Origin of the sequence: Ketobacter sp. (genome assembly GCF_003671495.1) — a bacterium.
Taxonomy (GTDB): Bacteria; Pseudomonadota; Gammaproteobacteria; order Pseudomonadales; family Ketobacteraceae; genus Ketobacter.
On the sequence record NZ_RCHN01000046.1, the window covers coordinates 107,780 to 127,346 of the forward strand.

The 19,567-nt window shown below is 59.0% G+C and carries 15 protein-coding genes; 8 read left to right on the forward strand and 7 right to left on the reverse strand.

The window, feature by feature from the left end; genetic code table 11:
- Nucleotides 1–31: 31 nt before the first annotated feature.
- On the reverse strand, nt 32–2,767 hold the full coding sequence (locus D9N14_RS21850; protein WP_290583842.1) for an immunoglobulin domain-containing protein: 2,736 nt from the start codon (nt 2,765–2,767) through the stop codon (nt 32–34).
- Between the two features lie 501 nt (nt 2,768–3,268).
- Between D9N14_RS21850 and D9N14_RS21855 the strand changes: the two genes are divergently transcribed.
- Complete coding sequence (locus tag D9N14_RS21855; protein ID WP_290583844.1) at nt 3,269–4,255, forward strand: immunoglobulin domain-containing protein; 987 nt, start codon at nt 3,269–3,271, stop codon at nt 4,253–4,255.
- A gap of 46 nt (nt 4,256–4,301) precedes the next feature.
- Here D9N14_RS21855 and D9N14_RS21860 read toward each other — a convergent pair whose 3' ends face one another.
- Genes D9N14_RS21860 through efp form a run of 3 tightly spaced genes read right to left on the reverse strand, consistent with a single transcriptional unit; the run spans nt 4,302 to nt 7,018 of the window.
- Nucleotides 4,302–5,399 (reverse strand): NAD(P)/FAD-dependent oxidoreductase, encoded by a 1,098-nt coding sequence (locus D9N14_RS21860; protein ID WP_290583846.1) that lies wholly within the window; start codon nt 5,397–5,399, stop codon nt 4,302–4,304.
- A 40-nt stretch (nt 5,400–5,439) separates the two neighbouring features.
- Nucleotides 5,440–6,399: an EF-P lysine aminoacylase EpmA gene (gene epmA, locus D9N14_RS21865; RefSeq protein WP_290583848.1), complete on the reverse strand. Its 960-nt coding sequence runs from the start codon at nt 6,397–6,399 to the stop codon at nt 5,440–5,442.
- A gap of 55 nt (nt 6,400–6,454) precedes the next feature.
- Nucleotides 6,455–7,018 carry an elongation factor P gene (gene efp / locus D9N14_RS21870; RefSeq protein ID WP_290583850.1) on the reverse strand — a complete coding sequence of 188 codons (564 nt, stop codon included), beginning with the start codon at nt 7,016–7,018 and terminating at the stop codon, nt 6,455–6,457.
- A gap of 54 nt (nt 7,019–7,072) precedes the next feature.
- Here efp and epmB point away from each other — a divergent pair, with 54 nt between their 5' ends.
- The 5 genes from epmB to D9N14_RS21895 all read left to right on the forward strand — a co-directional run bounded on the left by epmB (nt 7,073) and on the right by D9N14_RS21895 (nt 13,958).
- Complete coding sequence (gene epmB, locus D9N14_RS21875) at nt 7,073–8,092, forward strand: EF-P beta-lysylation protein EpmB (protein WP_290583852.1); 1,020 nt, start codon at nt 7,073–7,075, stop codon at nt 8,090–8,092.
- Nucleotides 8,093–8,235: 143 nt separating this feature from the next.
- Entirely contained in the window at nt 8,236–10,089 is a 1,854-nt protein-coding gene (locus D9N14_RS21880) for a hypothetical protein (protein ID WP_290583854.1), read from the forward strand.
- A 92-nt stretch (nt 10,090–10,181) separates the two neighbouring features.
- On the forward strand, nt 10,182–12,260 hold the full coding sequence (locus tag D9N14_RS21885; RefSeq protein WP_290583856.1) for an EAL domain-containing protein: 2,079 nt from the start codon (nt 10,182–10,184) through the stop codon (nt 12,258–12,260).
- Between the two features lie 237 nt (nt 12,261–12,497).
- A complete protein-coding gene (locus D9N14_RS21890; RefSeq protein WP_290583858.1) occupies nt 12,498–13,571 on the forward strand; it encodes a hypothetical protein in 1,074 nt (357 codons plus the stop codon).
- A 75-nt stretch (nt 13,572–13,646) separates the two neighbouring features.
- The gene (locus D9N14_RS21895) at nt 13,647–13,958 is read left to right on the forward strand and encodes a hypothetical protein (RefSeq protein ID WP_290583860.1); all 312 of its coding nucleotides are present in this window, start codon (nt 13,647–13,649) and stop codon (nt 13,956–13,958) included.
- A 20-nt stretch (nt 13,959–13,978) separates the two neighbouring features.
- Here the strand turns inward: D9N14_RS21895 and asd are convergent, their stop codons facing one another.
- Genes asd through D9N14_RS21910 form a run of 3 tightly spaced genes read right to left on the reverse strand, consistent with a single transcriptional unit; the run spans nt 13,979 to nt 17,583 of the window.
- A complete protein-coding gene (asd, locus tag D9N14_RS21900) occupies nt 13,979–14,839 on the reverse strand; it encodes an archaetidylserine decarboxylase (protein ID WP_290583862.1) in 861 nt (286 codons plus the stop codon).
- Between the two features lie 54 nt (nt 14,840–14,893).
- Entirely contained in the window at nt 14,894–15,730 is an 837-nt protein-coding gene (locus D9N14_RS21905; RefSeq protein WP_290583864.1) for a sulfurtransferase, read from the reverse strand.
- Between the two features lie 56 nt (nt 15,731–15,786).
- Nucleotides 15,787–17,583: an HDOD domain-containing protein gene (locus tag D9N14_RS21910; protein WP_290583866.1), complete on the reverse strand. Its 1,797-nt coding sequence runs from the start codon at nt 17,581–17,583 to the stop codon at nt 15,787–15,789.
- Nucleotides 17,584–17,669: 86 nt separating this feature from the next.
- Between D9N14_RS21910 and motA the strand changes: the two genes are divergently transcribed.
- On the forward strand, nt 17,670–18,521 hold the full coding sequence (motA, locus tag D9N14_RS21915; RefSeq protein WP_290583868.1) for a flagellar motor stator protein MotA: 852 nt from the start codon (nt 17,670–17,672) through the stop codon (nt 18,519–18,521).
- The gene (motB, locus tag D9N14_RS21920; RefSeq protein ID WP_290583870.1) at nt 18,521–19,558 is read left to right on the forward strand and encodes a flagellar motor protein MotB; all 1,038 of its coding nucleotides are present in this window, start codon (nt 18,521–18,523) and stop codon (nt 19,556–19,558) included. Before motA ends, motB begins: the two co-directional genes overlap by 1 nt.
- Nucleotides 19,559–19,567: the final 9 nt, after the last annotated feature.

Below are 19,567 nucleotides of genomic sequence, written 5' to 3' on the forward strand. Positions count from 1 at the left end.
CGCCAGCGGGCAGGGTGCAAACCGATCACGGTCAGTTGAGAGTGATGGGGATCGGTGCTGACATGGCGCTTTCCAGCCCCATAGAGTCCACGGTTGTGATCCTGATGTAGTAGGTGTCCACGGCCAGGTTGGTAATCTCCGCGCTGGTCTTGTTGGTGTGTTTCACCTGGTCATAACCACCATCCACCTCGGTGGCCATATAGATGCTGTAGCCTTGAATTTCACCCGCCTCCAGTCGGCTCCCGTCCGCACGCTTTTGCGGTGGGTTCCAGCTCAGCATGATCGATCCTTTCTCGTCTGTCAGAATCGTGACTTCTGCTGTTGTGGAGGTGGCCGCAGAGCCGGCGTTGCTCAGTTGGCAGTGATACTGGCCGGAGTCGCTTGCCGTGCTGCCCGGGATGATGAGGTCTGCCGGATTTTGTGTGGTAACCAGCAAGGCACCGTTTTTAAAGCAGCGGTAGGTAATGGGCAGGGCGCCGGTAGCCTGGATATCCAGCAGGATATCTTTGCCGGCGGGCAGAATCTGGTTGGAGAGTTGCTTGGTGATTCTCACTTTCTCCATCACCGCGACGGTGACAGTGTTGCAGCTGACCGAGTTCACGGCATTCTGCACCACGCATCGGTAGTCACCGGCCATGTTCATTCGCAACGGGGCCAGGGTCAGCGTTTTCCCTGAGGTGGGCAACAAGGCTCCGTTGTGGAACCACTGCACCTGTGTATCGGCGGAACCGGAATGCTCTACGCTGAGGGTGAGGCCGTCATCCTCATAACCGGACGCAGCCACCGGCTGGCGAGTAATCGTGACTTTACCGTTGATGGAAACCGAGAAATCTGAACAACGGGCTCTGCTGTGGTCGTTCCACACCCGACAGGTATAGGTGCCGGCGTCTTGCGGAGTGAGGCGGGTGAGGTTCAGGGTGGCACTGTTGGTGCTGAGGCTGGAACCGTCTTTCCACCAGCCGTAGGTCAGGTTTGACCCGGTTGCCTCAACCTTGAGGGTGAGGCTGCTGCCTTCATCGGCTGCGGTGCTGGAGGGCTGGGCGGTGATGGCGACGGACTGGTTGACAGTGATGGTGGCCGTATTGCAGTACACGGCGCCGCTGCTGTTCTTGACCAGGCAACGGTAATCACCCGCCTGCTCGGGTGTAATGTAGTTCAGGGTCAGGGTGTTGCCCCTGCCTACCAGGGTGCTGTTGCGGTACCACTCCACGGTGGGTTCAGGGTCTCCACTGGCAACAACGCTGAGGGAGGCGCTACCACCTTCGTAGGTGGTTACCGACACGGGCTGGGTGACAATTTTCACCGCAGACAACACATCCAGATTAAAGCTGGCACAGTTGGCGCTGCTGCCATCATTGAATACCCGGCAGCTGTAACTGGCTTCATCCAGCTCACGCACGGACGCAAAGCTCAAGGTGGGGCTGCTGCCAGGAATGACCTGGCCGTTTTTGCGCCACTCGTAGCGTAACCCGTCGCCACTGGCCTGTACGGTGAAGGCGACGCTCTCACCTGCCGGGACGCTCTTGCTGGCAGGGGAGCGGGTAATGGCCACGCTTTGCAATACTTTGACGGTGGCGCTCGCACTGATATCGCTGGCGGCAGAATTGCTAACCCGGCAGCGGTACTGTCCTGCCACGGAGGTGCTGACGGCATCAAATTTTAATTGTGAGGCGGTGGCGCCAGCGATGTTCTGCCAGCTGCTGCCGTTGAGTTTTTGCCACTGATAGGCAATGGGTTTGTCGCCACTGGCAGCCACCCGTAGCGCGCCCGACTGACCGGTATAGAGGGTGGTATCGCTGGGGTTCAGGGTTATGGTTGCGGGTCCAACGATGGACAGTTCCGCTGCGTTGGAGCGGGTGCTCAGGCCATCACTGTTGCGCACGATTACGTGGTAGAGGCTGGCGTCACTGCTGCTGACGTTGGTGATGGTGAGGTTGGCTGAGGTGACGCCCTGGTATTTGCTGCTGGCGTTGAGGGGGACACCGGCTTTGTGCCACTGATAGGTCAGGCTGCCATAGCCGGTGGCGGCTACCGAGAATCCCGCATTGGCGCCCCCCGCCACTTGAACGTCAACAGGATGGGAGGTGATGCTGGGGGCATTCTTCAGATTGATGCGGGTGGTGCGTGAGGTTTTCTGGCCGCCGTGATTGCCCACTTTGACCCGATACTGCTTTTTGGTGCTGGAGCCCACGTTTTCCACCACCAGTGTGTTGCTGGTTTCTTCCAGGGTGGACCAGCCGGCAAAGCCACGGGCCTGCCACTCGTAGACCAGTTCATCGCCACTGGCCTGGACGCTGAAAACGGCGGTTTCCCCCGGGTAAATATCCACATCACGAGGCTCCCGGGTGATCTCGGGAAGATTCTGGATGGTCAACAGTGCCGACGCTTTGGCTGCGGTGCTGCTGTTGCTCACGACGACCTCATAACGGCCGGCGTCTTCCGCTCCGGCAATGATGAAGCTCAGGGTTGCCTGGGTCGCACCGTCGATTGGAGTGCCGTTGTGAGACCATTGATAGGTCAGGGTGGCTTCGCTACTGGCCGTCACAGTGAAAGTGGCGGACTGGCCCTCATATCCGGTGAGGCCGATGGGGGCGGAGTTAATCTGGATGGGGTAGAAGGTTGGCTCCTTCTCGCCGGAATCCGTTGCCGGCACGGGGTCCCGCCCATCGTCACTGGCACTCTGCTCGCCCAGGTCTTTACAGCCCCCCAGCAGCAGCAAGGTGGTCGCAAGTGAAAACGCCAGTATCACCTTTCTGGAAAAAGTCATCATCGCTCTTAATCGGTCTATAAAGCAGGCAAAGGATTCTTGAATTCTTATTAGCCGGGCAATGTTCCCAGAAAGGAACGGGCCAAATGTTGAAAGTGATCACAAACTTTGAGAGAAAGTGACGGTTTTTTTGTGTAAAATCAGCGAGCTGAGTGCTTTGTGATCAAGGACGATTTGATCTGACGCGGTCGGGTTAAAAAATGAACGATTGAGGTTTTTGCAGTTTGCGTATGCGGGGGTGACGTTCAAGGCGATAAATTGCGGGGGTTGCATCAAGTCTTCTTGTGTTTGCTGATTATGTTTGCTGGGCGATAGCTGATCAATCAATGGTTGGAAGCGTGCCTCTTAGACTTAATTTGTGTGACATTCTGCGCAGTTTTATGGATTGCCTTGGGGGTGATTTTCCTGTTGTGAACTGGCCCACACGGTTTATCAGGGCGTTGAACTAGTCTAACCCTTGTAAGTTCATTAGCCCCGTTTCACAACATAGGTAGTGTATTCATGTCAGCTTTTACTTTTTCCAATAATCTGTCTGGGAGCAAGGTACTGGCCAGTTTGCTGATGGCACTGACCCTGGTTCTGGCGGGCTGTGGGGCTGGTAGTGACACATCCCAAACCAATGCCCAGGCTTCCAATGATGTGGAAGGCGGTAATAACGATGAAACTGAGACCGGTAACGGTGGCCAGGATGATCCGGTTGATGAACCTGAAACGTCCATTCTGAATCTGATTTCACAGCCCGGCGATGCCAGCATCGCAGAGGGCGAGTCCCATACCTTTGTGGTGATGGTGGAGCACGAAAACCCGATCACAGTGACCTGGTCACGCAACGGGCAGATTGTGCAGAGCTCTTCCAGCACCAGTCTGACCGCGTCCACTGCCGGCAAGTACCTCTGCTATATTTCCGACGGCGTCAGCAGCGCCCAGTGCCGATCGTTCACCCTGACGGTGACTGCGAGCCAGAGCTTGAGCATCAATTCCCAGCCCAGTAACCAGATGGTAAACGAAGGGGTTGACGTGACGCTCTCTGTAGCGGCTTCCGGCAGCGGTTCACTGAGCTACCAGTGGTATTTCGACGGCAGCGCCATTTCCGGGGCCACCGCAGCGACCTTACTGCTGGATGCTGTCACGGTTGCGGACGCCGGTGAGTACTATGTGGTGGTGAGCAATGGCAGCGGCTCAGCCACTTCGAATGCGGCCACTCTGAGCGTCTCCGCCAGCTTGGGTCAGGCCCTGATTACCTGGAATCCCCCCCAGTCACGTGAAGACAACAGTCGTTTGGCGGCATCCGAAATCCAGTCCTATGAGATCTACTACTCCGACAGTGCTACCGGCACCATGTACTTCATCGACTCTGTGGACGGTGACAATCTGGATTACACTGCCACCGGCCTGGCTCAGGGCACGTATTACTTCAGTCTGGCAACCGTGGACACTTATGGCCTGAAAAGCGCACTGTCCAGCCCGGTCAGCGTGACCATCAACTAAGCTGGAATCCCATCAGAACTGAAAAGCGGGCTGCGGCCCGCTTTTTTTATGACACCAGTCCGGTGACGTGCTCCGCAATCGCCAGCGATGCCGTCAGGCCCGGTGACTCTATGCCGAATAAATGGATCAGCCCCTGGGGCCCATGCTGGATATGGAAGTCTGCGGGCGGCTGCCCTGGCCCCTGCAGTTTGGGGCGAATGCCGCAATAGGCAGGCGTCAGCCGCCCCGGGTCCAACCCGGGAAAATAGCGCTGAATGGCGTTCACAAAGTGGCTCCGTTTGGTCTCATCCACCCGGTAATCCTCTTCGGACAGATACTCAACGTCTGGACCAAAGCGCACCTGCCCTGACAGGTCGAGGGTCGCGTGGATGCCCAGGCCGCTGCCGTCAGCTTCCGGCAGGGGGTAAATCAGGTGGGAAAACGGAGCCCGGCCCGGGTAGGCGAAGTAGTTGCCGCGACAGAGGTGCAGTTGGGGAAGGGGCTGGGGCGAGCCGTCCTCAATGCGGGTGGCCACCGTCTGGGCGCTGAGCCCGGCGGCGTTGATCAGTACATCGCAGCGGCAGCGGTAGCGCTCCCCGACGCTGTTCAGCTCGAGTTGGTAGCCGTTGCCGTGGCGGGTGGCGGCCAGTAATTCGGTCTGCAGGCTCAACAGGCCGGGTCCGGCTTCCAGATCCTGGGTCAGGGCCTGCATCAGGCCGTGGCTGTCAATGATCCCGGTGGAAGGTGACATCAGGGCGTGTTTGGCGCGCAGGTTGGGTTCCAGAACGCGTAGGCGTTTGGCGCTTATCCAGGCCAGGTCGGTCACGCCATTGGTTTCTGCCCTGGCCTGCAGGTCGGATAGGGCATCCTCCTGTCGGGTACTGGTGGCGACCACCAGTTTGCCCAGTCGGCGGTGGGCGATCCCTCGTTGGGCACAGTACGCGTACAATTGGGCCTTCCCCTGGACGCAGAGGCGGGCTTTCAGGCTGTCGCGGGGATAATACAGGCCGGCGTGGATGACTTCGCTGTTACGGCTGCTGATGCCAGAGCCGACGCAGGTGGCCTGCTCCAGCACCAGGGTGGATTTTCCCGCCTGGGTCAGGGCGCGGCCAATGGCCAGCCCCACCACTCCGGCACCAATGACACAGCAATCAAAGTGGTCCATCTCGGGCTACCGCTTCTGTCACAATCGTATCCGCCACCATTCAGGCACGATCAATGGGAAAACCCAGAATATCCTGAATCTGTTCACAGTTCAGCAACACCATCAACAGTCGGTCCAGTCCCAGTGCCACCCCGGCGCTTTCCGGAAAGCCGTGCTGGAGGGCAGACACCAGGTGGGACGGGTAGGGTACCGGGGCCAGCTGCAGCGTCTGCCGGGTCTGGATGTCCGCCTTGAAACGCAGGGATTGCTCGGCGGCATCCACCAGCTCCTGGTAGCCGTTGGCGATTTCCAATCCGCCCAGGTAGAGCTCCGTGCGCAGGGCCACCGGGGTGCCGTCAGCGGCGCTGCCGGTTTGGGCCAGGCTGGCTTTGCTGGCGGGAAACTCGGTGAGGAACACCCCGCTTTTGGGCAGCGCGGGTTCCACCAGGTGGCTGGTCAGCAAATCCAGCAGGCCGTCCCGGTCCAACCCGGAGAAATCCCCGTTTATGCGATGATTGGCCAGTTGCAGCAAGGTGGCAGCACTGGCCTGGTGGGGGTTCAGACCCAGGCAGTCTTCGAACGCCTGCTGATAGGTCAGGCGGGGGAACGGTGACCAGTTCTGGCCGAAGGCCGAGGCGGCGTTCAGCACCAGGGCTTCCACCTCGGCCATCAGTTCATTGAGCTGCCAGTCCGGTCGGTACCATTCCAGCATGGTGAATTCCGGATTATGCCAGCGGCTGTGTTCCTCCCGCCGGAAGGCTTTGCCGATCTGGTAGATGGGCCCACAGCCGGCGGCCAGCAGGCGTTTCATGCAGAACTCGGGCGAGGTCTGCAGGTAATAGGTGCGGCCATCCGCCTCCGCGGTCCAGCTCTGCAGGTGCGGGTCGGTGGCCGTGCTGGAACACAGCAGCGGGGTTTCCACTTCCATGACGTCGCGGCGGGCAAAAAAATCCCGGATCAGGCGGTTCAGTTTGGCGCGGGCGGTCAGGTGGGGGATGGGGGCGCTGGGTTGCCAGGTCATGATTCAACTGCTTGGGAAATGGTGCTGCCCGGGTGATGCCGGGCAGCGTGATGGATCAGGCGCGGGAAACGTACTCGCCGGTGCGGGTATCCACTTTGATGACGTCGCCCTGATTCACAAACAGGGGCACACGCACCACGGCGCCGGTGGTCAGGGTTGCGGGCTTGGAGCCACCGTTGGCGGTGTCCCCTTTCAGGCCAGGATCTGTCTCAATGATCTCCAATTCAACGAAGTTCGGCGCAGTTACGGCCAAAGGAGCCCCATTCCACAGGGTGACAATGCACACGTCCTCTTCCTTCAGCCACTTGGCGGCGTCGCCCACAGCATTGGCGTCGGCAGCCTGCTGCTCAAAGGTCTGCTGGTCCATGAAGTGCCAGAATTCGCCATCGTTGTAGAGGTATTGCAGGTCCACGTCCATAATGTCGGCGCCTTCTACCGAGTCGCCGGATTTGAAGGTGCGCTCCCAGGTTTTGCCGGTTTTGAGGTTGCGCAGTTTGACGCGGTTGAAGGCCTGGCCCTTGCCGGGTTTTACCACTTCGTTTTCGACGATGGAGCACGGGTCCCCATCCAACATCACTTTAAGACCCAAGCGGAATTCGTTGGTAGAATAGTTGGCCATTGATCAATACCTGTTTTCTTGAAAATTGCAGTACCCGTAACGGGAAAGGCGCTAATGATAACTCGAACTGCCCCAACTTGGCATACTGAAGACTGGCAAATTCTGCTATCCGGCAGTATTCGCAGCCCCGAAGCCCTCTGGAAGCGCCTGGAACTGCCCCTGGAGACCCTCCCGGCGGGATTGCGCGGGCACCAGGCGTTCCCGGTGCGGGTGCCGGAGCCCTATCTGGATAAAATCCAGCCGGGTCGCCTGGACGACCCGTTGCTGTTGCAGGTGCTGCCGGTGGCGGCGGAGTCGGAGACGGTGCCCGGTTTTGTGGCCGATCCTTTGGGCGAACGCCAGGCCAATCCCCAGATCGGCCTGCTGCACAAATACCAGAGCCGGGTGCTGCTGGTGCTGAGCGGCGCCTGCGCGGTGAATTGCCGATATTGCTTTCGCCGCCATTTTCCTTACGCAGACAACCGCCTTTCCAGCCACGAGTTTGACCCGGTGGGGGCCTACCTGCAGGCCCACCCGGAGGTGAATGAGGTCATCCTCAGCGGTGGCGACCCCTTGGTGGTGAGCAATGCCAGAATCTCCAGTCTATTGAATCTATTGGAAAATATTCCTTCGGTGCAGCGTCTTCGCATCCACTCCAGGGTGCCGGTGGTGATTCCCCAGCGCATCGATGCCGGGCTGCTGGATGCCCTCGCCCAGACGCGGCTGGATGTGGTGCTGGTGACCCACAGCAATCACCCCCGGGAGCTGGATGCGGTGTTTGATACGGCCATGGGGGCGCTGCGCCAGGCGGGGGTACACCTGTTGAACCAGGCGGTACTGCTGCGGGGGGTGAATGATCAGGCCGATGTGCTGGTGGCATTGAGTGAGCGCCTGTTCCAGGGCGGCATCCTGCCGTATTACCTGCATTTGCTGGACCCGGTGGCCGGCGCCCATCATTTTGATGTGCCGGAAGCGGAAGCCCGCAGCCTGATGGTCCAGCTCCACCGGCGCCTGCCCGGCTTCCTGATACCCCGCTTAGTGAGGGAGATTTCAGGAAAGCCCGGCAAGACCCTGATAGATTTGCATTTATCCTGAAGAGCCCGTCACAATCATTGTTTGCGCATCCTGTGCAAAGTCTGCCTATACTTACTAGTAAGGGATTCTCCCCACAGGTCTGAGGCCACCATTAAACGAAGTTCGTCGCGGACAGAATTGCAGTGCAGAAACGGGAACCATGAATGTCTAATTCAGCTGAGCATTTGAGCTTGAAGCTGCCCCCACACGATCTGGAGGTGCTGTCCTTCAGTGCGCCCCAACCCAAGAAGGTGAAAGCCTGGGTGGACGGGTTGCCGAAGATGAACGTGGGTGAGAGTGCCAAACGGCTCTATTCTGCCATTCAGGAACTGAATCGCCTGAAGACCGATTCCGATACCCGTTTCCAGCTGATGGAGATCATGCGGGGCCCTATTCATTTCATCTGCCAGAGCCTGGAAAAGCATTTTCTGAACAAAGCCGTGGTGTTGCCACCGAAAGAGGCCAAGATCGCGGCCCTGGCGCAGGCCCTGCAGAATCATCTGGCCACCGGGTACAAGGCTGTGACCATGCAGTTGCTGCCCCGGGTCAAGAACATGGATAAGGACGCCAAGAAACTGTGCCAGAAAGCCATTCACCGCGCCATTGCCGAGCAGGGCCAGGTGTTGCTGCGCAGTTTCCAGCTTTACTATCCTGCGCCCGCCAATTACTGGCGTGAGCTGCATTTGCTGTACCTGATTGCCCAGCGTTTCGGCATGCTGGAGCAGGCGGTGGATGACCCGGAGGAGGACAACTGGGAGTCCAGCGTCTACGACCTTTATATGCGGGTATTGCTGTTGTCCACCGCCAAGCCCAATCAGTTGCGCCAGAACCAGATCCAGCAGGTGTATGAGGCGGCGCGCTACTGGGCACGGTTTGCGTCGGTCACCGATGCCAAATCCGCCAGTGGGTTATTTGTAATCGATGTGATGACGGATTTCCCACCGATATACCAGTCGTTAATGCGGCGTACCACCCTGCCGCACAACATTCGTTACTTTGATGCGTCAGTGATATCCGACCACCTGCGGGTACTGCTGCAGTTACCCCAGGGGCAGACCCATCCGGTATCCAGCTTCTACGTTCCGGACAAGTTCCCGGCGGAACTGACCCGGATTCTGATCCAGGCCTGGGGTGTGCTGGCGGAGCGGGCCTTCACCCGGATTGAAGAGCACAGCGATCTGCAGCTTTGCATCGGCCTCAGTGCTACCCATTATTTTGTGTCCGGCAAAGCGGACTTTAACCGCATGGTGAGTGGTGCCAGCAGCGCGCTGGACCCGGAGCTCAACAACCCGTTTCTGCAGCACGGGCCGGGCAAGCGGCGGCGCGATGTGTACGAGACCAACGACGTTTGGGGCCTGAACGTGGATTCTTCCAAGCTCAAGTTGAAGGAAGACGGGCTCGACAGCGAAATTGACGCCTATGCGGAACAACGCCACGCCGCCGAGAAGGACAAGTATCCGCAATACAGTTGCGAAGTAGTCAACACCAGCCCCGGTGGTTTTTGTTTGAGCTGGCATCAGGATGTACCGCCCCAGGTGAAAACCGGTGAAATCATCGGCATTCTGGAAGAGGACAAGAATCACTGGAGCATCGGCGTCATCCGTTGGGTAAAACAGTTCAAAGACGAAGGGGTGCGGATGGGGGTGGAATTGATCGCGCCCAAGGCGGAAGCCTGTGGTACCCAGGTGGTACACAAGAAAGGCGGCACCACCGAGTTTATGCGCACGCTGATGTTGCCGGAGTTGCGCGCCATTGGTCAGCCGGCCACCCTGATCACCCCCAACATTGCTTTCCACGTAGGCTATAAAGTCAACATCAATGAAAATGGCCTGGTATCCAAAGGCCAGTTGATCAAACAGGTAACTTCCACTGCAAGTTTCAGTCAGTTTCAGTTTAAAATGCTGGTGCCTGCAGCCGGTCGCGAGGAGTTGCTTGAAGAGCGCGCCAAGCCGCAGGCGGAAGAAAGCAGTAAAAAAACTCAAGACGACGATTTTGATTCCATCTGGTCAAGCCTCTGACGGGGGCTTGATCACGGGGTGCTCAAACCCACCCTGTTTCGGAGTTTCCAGCAAATCTTTGCCCCTTGGGGCCCATTTGAATTAATGATTGCATGACTAAGAAAGCAGAGACCATAAAATTACTGATCCTGCATGAATCGCCGGATGATGCGGAACAGCTGATGAACCTGATCCGCAATTCCGGTCGTGCCACCCGCGGTCAGATGATCGAGCATGCGGATGGTCTGGTGCAGGCCCTGGGTGCCGGTCAATGGGACCTGATGTTGTTGCGCCCGGAGGCCAACGACATGTTCGCCATGGAATGCCTGAAGGAAGTCAAGAAACAGTCAAAGGACATCCCAGCCATCCTGCTGGTGGATGAATACGATCCCGAGGAAGTGGTGGAAGGCTTGCGGGAAGGCTACGAGGATGTGGTGGTGAAGGACGACCAGGATCGTTTGATTCTGGTGATCCAGCGGGAGCTGCGTAACCTGCTGGAGCGGCGCGCCCGTCGCAGTGCCGAGTTGCATCTGAAAGAAGCGGAAAAACGCTGCGCGGTATTGCTGGACAGTTCCCGCGATGCCATCACCTATGTCACCGACGGCATGCACACCTACGCCAATGACTCCTATCTGGAACTGTTTGGCTACGATGATGCGGAGGATCTGGAGGGCATGCCGATCATGGATATGGTGGCGCCCAAGGATCATGAGGAATTCAAGCAGTTCCTGCGGGCCTACAGTGCCGGGGAAAGCGATTCCAACGAATTTCTGTGTCATGGCCTATGTACCGACGGTACCGAGATCCAGGCACGGATGATTTTCTCCAACGCCACCTACGATGGTGAGCCCTGTACCCAGATTCTGATCCGCACCAACCAGGCCGATGCCGAACTGCAGGAGAAACTGAAGGAAATCAGCAGCCAGGACCTGCTCACCGGTTTGTACAACCGTTCCCACTTTACCCAGGAACTGGACAAGGTCATGCAGTGGGCGGTCACCCAGAGCAAGACCGCCGCCCTGGCTTACATTCAATTGGATAACTTCGCCTCTGTGCAGTCGGACATCGGCATCGCCGGTGCAGATATGGTGCTGGCGGACATTGCCACCCTGATTCGTGAAACGCTGCCGGAAGGCACCATCCTGGCGCGCTTTGGCGATGAAATTTTTACGGCGCTGATCAAGGAAAAATCCCTGGAAGAAGGGCGTGCTATCGGTGAAGCCATTCGCGCTGCGGTTGAGGATCACCTGTCGGAAGTGCAGGAGCGCACGGTGCAGGTGACCGCCAGCATCGGCATCACCCTGATCAGTGAAAACACCGATGATGCCGAGGAGATCATGACCCGGGCCCACCAGGCCAGCGAGCAGGTGCGGGAGGAAAACCCCCTGGGCAACGGTGTGTCGGTATTCGACCCCGCCTCCATCAAGAAAATCGATCCCAGTGACACCGGTGCGGTGGTGCAGGATGCCATCGACAAAGGGCTGTTCAAACTGTTATTCCAGCCAGTCATCGATCTGCGGGGCGGCAGTGGCGAGCTGTACGAAGCCTTCCTGCGCATGGTGGACGAGGACGGCAAGGAAGTGTCCCCCAACGACTTCCTGGGGGCAGCATCCCAGCAGGAGTTGAGTGAAAAGATCGACCGCTGGGTGATTCTGCAGTCCATCAAGCTGCTGTCTGATCACCGTGCAGACGGTCATGACACCAAACTGATCATCAACATCACCGGCGAATCCCTCAAGGACCAGACCCTGTTGCCCTGGTTGAGTGTGGCCTTGAAAGCGGCGCGCATGCCCAGTGATGCCATCGTGTTCCAGTTTTCTGAAAGCGATGCCACCACCTATCTGAAGCAGGCCAAAGAGTTCACCCGCGGGCTGAAAGAGCTGCATTGCAAGATTTCCATTTCCCGCTTCGGTTGTTCGCTTAATCCGTTCAATACCCTCAAGCATCTGGAAGTGGATTATCTGAAGGTGGATGGTTCCTTCATGAAAGACATTGGCAGCGACGAGAGTAAAGAGGCGCTGAAGGAAATGGTGGCGGCGGCTCATGCCCAAGGCAAACTGACCATTGCCCCCTTCGTGGAAAGCGCGGCGATTCTCTCCACCCTGTGGCAGATCGGAGTGAATTATATTCAGGGTTATTACCTGCAGGCACCCACCGAGCAAATGAACTACGACTTCTCCAGCGACGAATAATGGCGCTGCCAGCCCTCTGCCGAGTATTTATTGCCCAAACAGAATCCCCCTAGGTGAATAAATACTCGGCGATTCTGCACTTGTGACAAATTCCCGTATAAAACAAACCGCCTTAGGGGTTTATCAAGGGGGAAGTGTCTATACTGTGACTTGATCCTGGCCGGTTGACCCATTGGCGATCGGATGCAGGAGAGGTATGACCTATCCCAATAGAGGGACAATAAGAGGGAAGTGGCTATGGATGAAGCCCGAACCATCAAGTCGATTTTGTACCCCCTGGCGCGGGATGTGCGCAACCTGCACACCTTTGTCGCCAACATCAACAATATTCTGCAGGCGGAGCCGGATCGCTTTGCCCTGGCAGCACCCAGTGGCCTGGCATCGCTACGCAGTACCCTGCGCAGCCTGGCGAAGTCCACCAAGGCCATGCAGGAAGTGAACGACATAGCCATTCATGAGAGCGCCCTGGCGGAGCAGTTGGCCCAGCGCTCCATGACCCTGGTATTGCGGCCGGCGGCCCATTTGCACGATACCGCCCGCAGCCTGAAGCCCGCCATTGACCGTTGCCACAACCTGATGGCGCGCCTCAACGGCTACCTGAACCCGCTGTTTGTGTTCACCGTGAGCACTTCGCCGGTGGTGGAGGCCATGGCCCGGGATCTGGAGCTTTTGGATCGCCGCCTCACCCAGCTGAAGAAAACCATGGCCCGCCTCTCTGACCATGAACTCACCTCCGGTCTGCCGGGGGCGGTGGAGGAGCAGCTGGCGCTGTACGTGCCCCGCCTCAAGGTGATGGAAAGTGAAACCTCGGATATTGCCAACCAGATGTCCATCCTGATGGGTAAAATGAATCGCCTGATGGAGCTCAGTGCCCGCCTGGAGCCGCTCATGCGCATGGCGGTTGCCCTGAACAGCGCCATAGATGACCTGGTACCCGCCATGGTGGTGCTGAAGAAGCTGGGCTCGGCGCTGGGGCAGGTGGAATCCCGCTATGACCGGGAAAGCTCCCTGACCGAAGCGGTGGACGAGGCGTTGGCGGAGCTGGATCTGCCCATGGATGCGTTAATCCAGCTGGAGTTCCAGTTGCGGCGGGAGGTGGAAAACTACATTGACCCCATTATCACCCCGTTGCAGGAGTTGACCGATCATGTGAAGGGCAGCCTGCCGGTGACCCATGAACTGAATGGCCTGGAGAGCACCTTGCTGGCCCAGAACAACCGCTTCAATATGGTATTGAAACTGTCGACTACCTTGTTTGAAGGCTTTGATCGCCTGGTGGAAGAGTATCGCCTGGTGACCAATGTGGCCTGATGCTTTGTTTGTCGGCCCCTGACGCATACAATAGCGCTTCCGACTTTTGACCAATCGCGCAGGGGCGAGTCCTTCATGGAATTAACGGAAAAACTGATCGGGGACTGTTCCCCCTATATCGGCAACCTGGTGTACGACATCGACGTGCGTCTGCTGTTCATCGAGCTGATGGACGATCCGGAAACACAGAATCTGGCGCAGCGCATCGTGTTCCCGGGCATTGTGTCATTCAATGAGAGCAATCTGCTGAATGAGCCCGAAGACGACTCCATCGATGACGTAGTGAGCATCCAGCGCCTGGACACTCACCGCATCATCATCACCACCTACAAGAAAGAAATTCTCCTCAACCTGACCGAAGAACCTTTTGTGGAGGCGATGGAGTAGGTTCGCCGGCTGTTCAGCGTCTACAACAGGGTTCCCAAAGACTCGCCCATACAGACCCGGCTGCCTGCCTGCAGGTGGTCGTTCCATTGCACCCGGTCGGGGCCAAACAGCACGATGGCGGTGGAGCCGAGCTTGAAGCGGCCCATCTCCGCGCCCCGGGCCAGCTCCATGCGGCCGTCGTGGGGTGCGTAATCAAAATGCTTGAGCCGGCGCAGGGGTGGGGTCACCATGCCTTCCCACACGGTTTCGATGCTGGCCACAATCATGGCCCCCACCAAGACCACCGCCATGGGGCCGATCTCGGTGTCAAAGAAGGCCACCACCCGTTCATTGCGGGCGAACAGGGAGGGCACCTGGCCGGCGGTGACGGTGTTGACGGAAAACAGCTTGCCGGGCACGTAGGTCATGTCGGTGAGTTTGCCACCAAAAGGCATGTGCACCCGGTGATAATCCCGCGGCGACAGATAAATGGTGGCGAACTGGCCGTTGCGGAACGGGGCGGCTTTGGCTTCATCCCCACCCAATAACTGGGTCAGGGTGTAATGGTGGCCCTTGGCCTGGAAGATGCGGTCCTCTTCGATGGGGCCGATCTGGCTGACCGCACCATCCGCCGGGCAGACCACACCGCTGTCGGCGATGGGGCGTACGCCGTCTTTCAGGGCGCGGGTGAAAAAATCATTGAAGGTGGCGTAGGCCTCCGGGTTTTCCTCAGCGGCCAGGCTCATGTCGATGTCGTAGCGTTGTACGAAAAAGTTGATGAACGCGTTTTTGATCAGGGGCCAGCGGGATTCCGCCAGCAGGCCAACGGCCCGGGATAGCAGGTGTTGGGGTACGCAGTACTGGGGCAGCACTTTTAGTCGATCCAGTGCGGAATCAGTCATCTTGGGCTCTCTAATGGGCAGTGGTGCCGAGCGGCAGTAAAAGTTCAGGCGCGATTATGGGCCTTCCGGGGCCCCGGTTTCAACGGGGGTGTCCGGATCATTGCCCCATTCCGACCAGGAGCCGGGATAGGCCTGGATCTGTTCAAAGCCCAGTATTTTGCCCAGCAGATAGGTAAAGCCGGAGCGGTGATGGCTCTGGCAGTGGGTGACGATGTGCTTGTCTGCTGTGATGCCCAGGGCCGCCAGCTCCTGCCGAATGGCGTTGTGGTCGCGGATGCGCAGGCCATTGTGACGATCCATGGCGCGTACCCATTCGTAGTTGACGGCGCCGGGAATGTGGCCATTTTTCGCCGCCCCCTGGCGCAGGCCCAGGTATTCCTCCGGCGAGCGGGCGTCCCACACCACAAAGTTGGGCAGTTCCAGCCGCTGCAGAATCTCGTCCTTGGTGATGCTGGGGCCGTTGTGGAGCTGGACCTGATAGGTACTGGGGATGGGCACATTTACCCCTTCCTCCAGGGGCTTCTGCGCCTGGGCCCAGGCATGCAGGCCGCCGTTCAAATAGGAGTAGTGCGGGTGGCCCAGCATGTCCAGGGTCCAGATCAGGCGACCGGCCCAGCCGCCGCCCTCATCATCGTAGGCCACCACATGGGTGTCCGGCGTCAGCCCCAGGGCGGAAAACAGCTGGGACAGGGCGTTTGTGGACGGCAGTTTGCCCGGTCCGGGCATGTGTCCGCTCATCAGTTGGGTAAAGGGCAGGTAGATCGCCCCGGGAATGTGGGCCGCGGCGTATTGCTCCGGGCGGCACAGGTCCACCAGCAACAGATTGGGGTGGCCCAGGCAGGGTTCCAGGTCGTCCGGTTCGATCAGCAGGGGCAGTGAGATTGGTGACATACAGCCAGGGTCCTTCGCGAATATTCAGTCCATTGTAACACTGTTGTCACGGGGGATTACCGGTTGGCGGGTTTGGCGGCCGCCCGCTTGCCCCGGGCAATGAGGTGTTTGCTGCAGGTGCTGCAGGCCAGGCGGAAAATCTTGTACTCCGCTTCCGACAGGCCTATGCGGTCCCCCGGGCCCCGATCGGCGTAAAACAGGCCGAAGGCGCCCCGATGATTGAACACCGACATCATAAAGAAGTGATCGCTCTGGGCGGCCTGCTTAAAGGTGCCAGGCACCAGGCCCGCCACTTTGCTGGGGCGCTCCGGGCTGATCCAGGTGGCCGCCGGCTGTTTTAACAGCTGGCTGAACAGGTTGTTGTGTTGCAGGCTGATCCGGTATTTCGCCAGGGTTGGGTGCTGGTCACAACCGCGGGCGTAGTAGGCCTGCACCGTGTTTTGAGCCCGCGGGTAAAGCATCACCAGCACCCGCTGCAGGGGAGTACAGTCGGCCAGCACGTCCACCACGCTGTGGATGGATTCAAACTCCGTTGAGAAATACTCCGGTTCTTGGAGCAGGCGGTGCATCAGGGTCTCGAAGGCCTGTTTCTTTTCCAGTGACAGAAACCCGCTGAGGCTGGGGGCGGCACCGGGTTTTGGCGCCGCAGCGGGGGGTGGTGCCCCCAGGATCGCCTGGCGATCCAGATCCTCCGGCAGGTGCTCGCTGCGGATACCGATGGGCTTGGCCTGTGGCTTGGGCTGCGTTTTGTGGGGGGCAGTTTGGCGTTTGTCCTCGGGTTGGTTGTTCTCGGTCTGGCGGTGCCCGTCGTCGTGCCCGGCGGCATACAGACTGGCCACCGCAGCAGGCAATTGCCCTGGCTTCAGGTGGCGGCGGCGGCGCGGCCGCGAGGGCCAGATCAGGTTGGCGGCCGGGGCCAGAGTGCCTGGCAAAACCCAGCGCCGGGAGCTTTCCACCGCGGTATGCTTGACCAGGCTTTCCAGCTCCGGGATGGGCCGTTCCAGATAGGCGGCAATGATATCCAGCAGGCGCCGGGTGTGGGGGGAATACCAGTCCCGGGCCGCTTCCTGTGCCAGCTGGTGGCTAAGAGCCAGGGGCAGGGCGTTACTGTTCACCAACTGCCCGGATTCGGTGCGGTTGGGGATGCGGTAGTGGGGGTCCTGCTGATGTCGACGGGCGCAACGCAGCAAAAAACGGGGGGAGGGCAGGTGCGCGCTGGACAGGGCTTCGCGAATATTCTCCGGAATGTGCCAGCGGCGGGCCAGTTCCAAGGCAATGGCCTCGCGGGTACAACCCAGTACCGCGCGCTCCGCTTCCTGCAGGGGAATCTGTTCACGCCGAAACAGCACTTGGATGATGTTCATCTCGCGATGGGCAAAGCGCCACAGGCACCAGTTGGGTACTCCGTACAGCAGGGCGCCGAGGAACATGCTGTCGGCGCCGGCCTGGTTGCGGAACTGGGCCCAGGCTGCGGCCTGCTCGGCGGCATGCAGGCTGGTGCTGATGGCCTGGAAGTAGTGGTAATCCCGTGGGTCGCGGGCATCCCCCTTGGTGGCCTTGAACTGGCGCATGAGGATGTTGAGTTTGTCCAGGCCCAACATAGAGGCGCAGTGATGGGGGTTGGTGAGTACCCCTGCCGCCCGTTCCCCGAACTGGCGATTGCATTCCCGTACCACATGCACCCGCATCACCGGGTCCCGGGCGATCACGTTGCCCAGCTCATAGAGGGAGGCATCCGGACTCTTCAGCAGGCGGCTGGCCTGGCGGGCGCTGGCGGGCAGCACCGGCAGCAGGTGATCATCCAGTATAGTGACCCAGTTCTCGAGTCCTTTGGGTTGAAAAACACTCGACATAGCCCGTGATGTATCCCGTTGGTTGTGAAATCCGCCAAGCTGTCCTTAACTCATAACTATAGACGCTGAAATGCTTTACAGGTCATATGATTAAGTTTGTCGGATTCGTGATTGTGATCGCCAGTGTGCTGGGGGGCTATGTGCTGTCCCACGGTGAACTGCTGACGCTGTGGCAACCCTTCGAGTTGCTGATCATCGGTGGCTCTGCCCTCGGGGCCTTTATTGTGGCCAACCCGCTGCATGTGGTGAAAGAGGTGTTCAAGGCGGTGTATCACTCCCTGCTGGGGCGCCGCTATGGACAGGCCCTGTATATGGATCTGCTGTCCCTGCTGTATGAGCTGTTCAACAAGGCTCGCCGCAACGGTCTGATGTCCATCGAGGAGGACGTGGAGGACCCGGCCGACAGCGATATCTTTGAGCGTTACCCACGGATCACCCATGAGCCCCTGTTACTGGAATTCATCTGCGATTACCTGCGTATTATCTCCTCGGGCAATCTGTCGGCTTTCGAGCTGGAAACGCTTATGGACCAGGACATCGAAACCAGCTTCCAGGAGGCAGAGCACCCTGCCCACGCTCTGTCCCGGGTGGCGGATGCGTTGCCCGGGTTCGGTATTGTGGCGGCGGTTATGGGCATTGTGATTACCATGAAATCCCTGGGTGGTCCGCCGGGCGAGCTGGGTCTGCATGTGGCCGCGGCGCTGGTGGGTACCTTCCTGGGGATTCTGCTGGCGTACGGTTTTGTGGGCCCCTTGAGCAACGCTCTGGAGCAGGAGGCCAAAGAGCGGATCAAGGCTCTGGAGTGCATCAAGACCGCCATTCTGGCCATGGTGAACGGCATCCCGCCCCAGCTGGCGGTGGAGTTCGGGCGCAAGACCATTTATTCCAGTGAGCGGCCCTCCTTCAATGCTCTTGAGGATCACCTGCGGGGCCGCTGATGGAATTCGAGAGCGGCGACAGGCCGGTCATCGTCCGGCGCATCAAAAAAATCCAGCGCGGTCATCATGGCGGGGCCTGGAAGGTGGCGTTTGCGGATTTTGCCACGGCCATGATGGCGTTCTTCCTGGTGCTGTGGCTGCTGGAGGCCACCACCGAGCAAGAGAAAGCCGCTATTTCCGGCTATTTCTCTGATCCCACGGCGTTCACTGAGGGTGGCTCCCCCTATGTGATCGACCTGGGCGGGGGGCTGAAGGACGACCAGTATTCCGGCGAGTCCAATGTGGAAAACCCCGATACCAGGATTCAGGACAAGGGCATCGTGCTCACCGAAGACACGGTGCAGGATCTGGCGGCGCAAATCGAAAGCCGCAAATTCCAGGAGCTGAAGAGAACCCTGGAAACCCGCATCGAACAGGATCCCAGCCTGCGCAAATATCGTGACCAGATCATCATGGACGTCACCAGGGACGGCTTGCAGATCCAGATCGTGGACGCCAAGTCCCGCCCCATGTTCGACAGTGGCAGCGATGAAATCAAACCCTACATGAATGAAATTCTCAACGCCCTGGCCGGCACCATTTCCAGCGTGCCCAATGGCCTCAGTATCACCGGGCACACTGATGCAGAAGCGTTCACCGAACGCAGTGACTATTCCAACTGGGAACTGTCGGCGGATCGGGCCAATGCCGCCCGCCGGGCGCTGTTGAAGAACGGGGTACGGGAGCAGCAGATGGCGCAGGTGGTGGGCTTGGCGTCGTCCATGCTTTACGATCGGAATGATCCCAAAAATCCCGTCAACCGCCGCATCAGTATCCTGGTGATGAGTGAGCGCTCGGAAGCCAAACTCAAGCAACAGCAGGAGGGCAAGCCGCTGCCGCTGGATGAGGAATTCCCGGCGCCGGCACCCACGCAGGCCGAACCCGCTGAGGAGGATGAATTCAAGGCCTTTGAGCGCTTGCGTAAAACCATGACCCGCAAGCAGCGGGACGAAACCGTGCGCCAACCGGCGAATGCAGCACAGGACGAAGTGTTCTAGGGGCTGCTG

Excerpts from the sequence above, each read along its gene's own strand:
- D9N14_RS21850 (WP_290583842.1), bottom strand. The coding sequence starts at position 2,767 with ATGACTTTTTCCAGAAAGGTGATACTGGCGTTTTCACTTGCGACCACC.
- D9N14_RS21855 (WP_290583844.1), top strand. The coding sequence starts at position 3,269 with ATGTCAGCTTTTACTTTTTCCAATAATCTGTCTGGGAGCAAGGTACTG.
- D9N14_RS21860 (WP_290583846.1), bottom strand. The coding sequence starts at position 5,399 with ATGGACCACTTTGATTGCTGTGTCATTGGTGCCGGAGTGGTGGGGCTG.
- epmA (WP_290583848.1), bottom strand. The coding sequence starts at position 6,399 with ATGACCTGGCAACCCAGCGCCCCCATCCCCCACCTGACCGCCCGCGCC.
- efp (WP_290583850.1), bottom strand. The coding sequence starts at position 7,018 with ATGGCCAACTATTCTACCAACGAATTCCGCTTGGGTCTTAAAGTGATG.
- epmB (WP_290583852.1), top strand. The coding sequence starts at position 7,073 with ATGATAACTCGAACTGCCCCAACTTGGCATACTGAAGACTGGCAAATT.
- D9N14_RS21880 (WP_290583854.1), top strand. The coding sequence starts at position 8,236 with ATGTCTAATTCAGCTGAGCATTTGAGCTTGAAGCTGCCCCCACACGAT.
- D9N14_RS21885 (WP_290583856.1), top strand. The coding sequence starts at position 10,182 with ATGACTAAGAAAGCAGAGACCATAAAATTACTGATCCTGCATGAATCG.
- D9N14_RS21890 (WP_290583858.1), top strand. The coding sequence starts at position 12,498 with ATGGATGAAGCCCGAACCATCAAGTCGATTTTGTACCCCCTGGCGCGG.
- D9N14_RS21895 (WP_290583860.1), top strand. The coding sequence starts at position 13,647 with ATGGAATTAACGGAAAAACTGATCGGGGACTGTTCCCCCTATATCGGC.
- asd (WP_290583862.1), bottom strand. The coding sequence starts at position 14,839 with ATGACTGATTCCGCACTGGATCGACTAAAAGTGCTGCCCCAGTACTGC.
- D9N14_RS21905 (WP_290583864.1), bottom strand. The coding sequence starts at position 15,730 with ATGTCACCAATCTCACTGCCCCTGCTGATCGAACCGGACGACCTGGAA.
- D9N14_RS21910 (WP_290583866.1), bottom strand. The coding sequence starts at position 17,583 with ATGTCGAGTGTTTTTCAACCCAAAGGACTCGAGAACTGGGTCACTATA.
- motA (WP_290583868.1), top strand. The coding sequence starts at position 17,670 with ATGATTAAGTTTGTCGGATTCGTGATTGTGATCGCCAGTGTGCTGGGG.
- motB (WP_290583870.1), top strand. The coding sequence starts at position 18,521 with ATGGAATTCGAGAGCGGCGACAGGCCGGTCATCGTCCGGCGCATCAAA.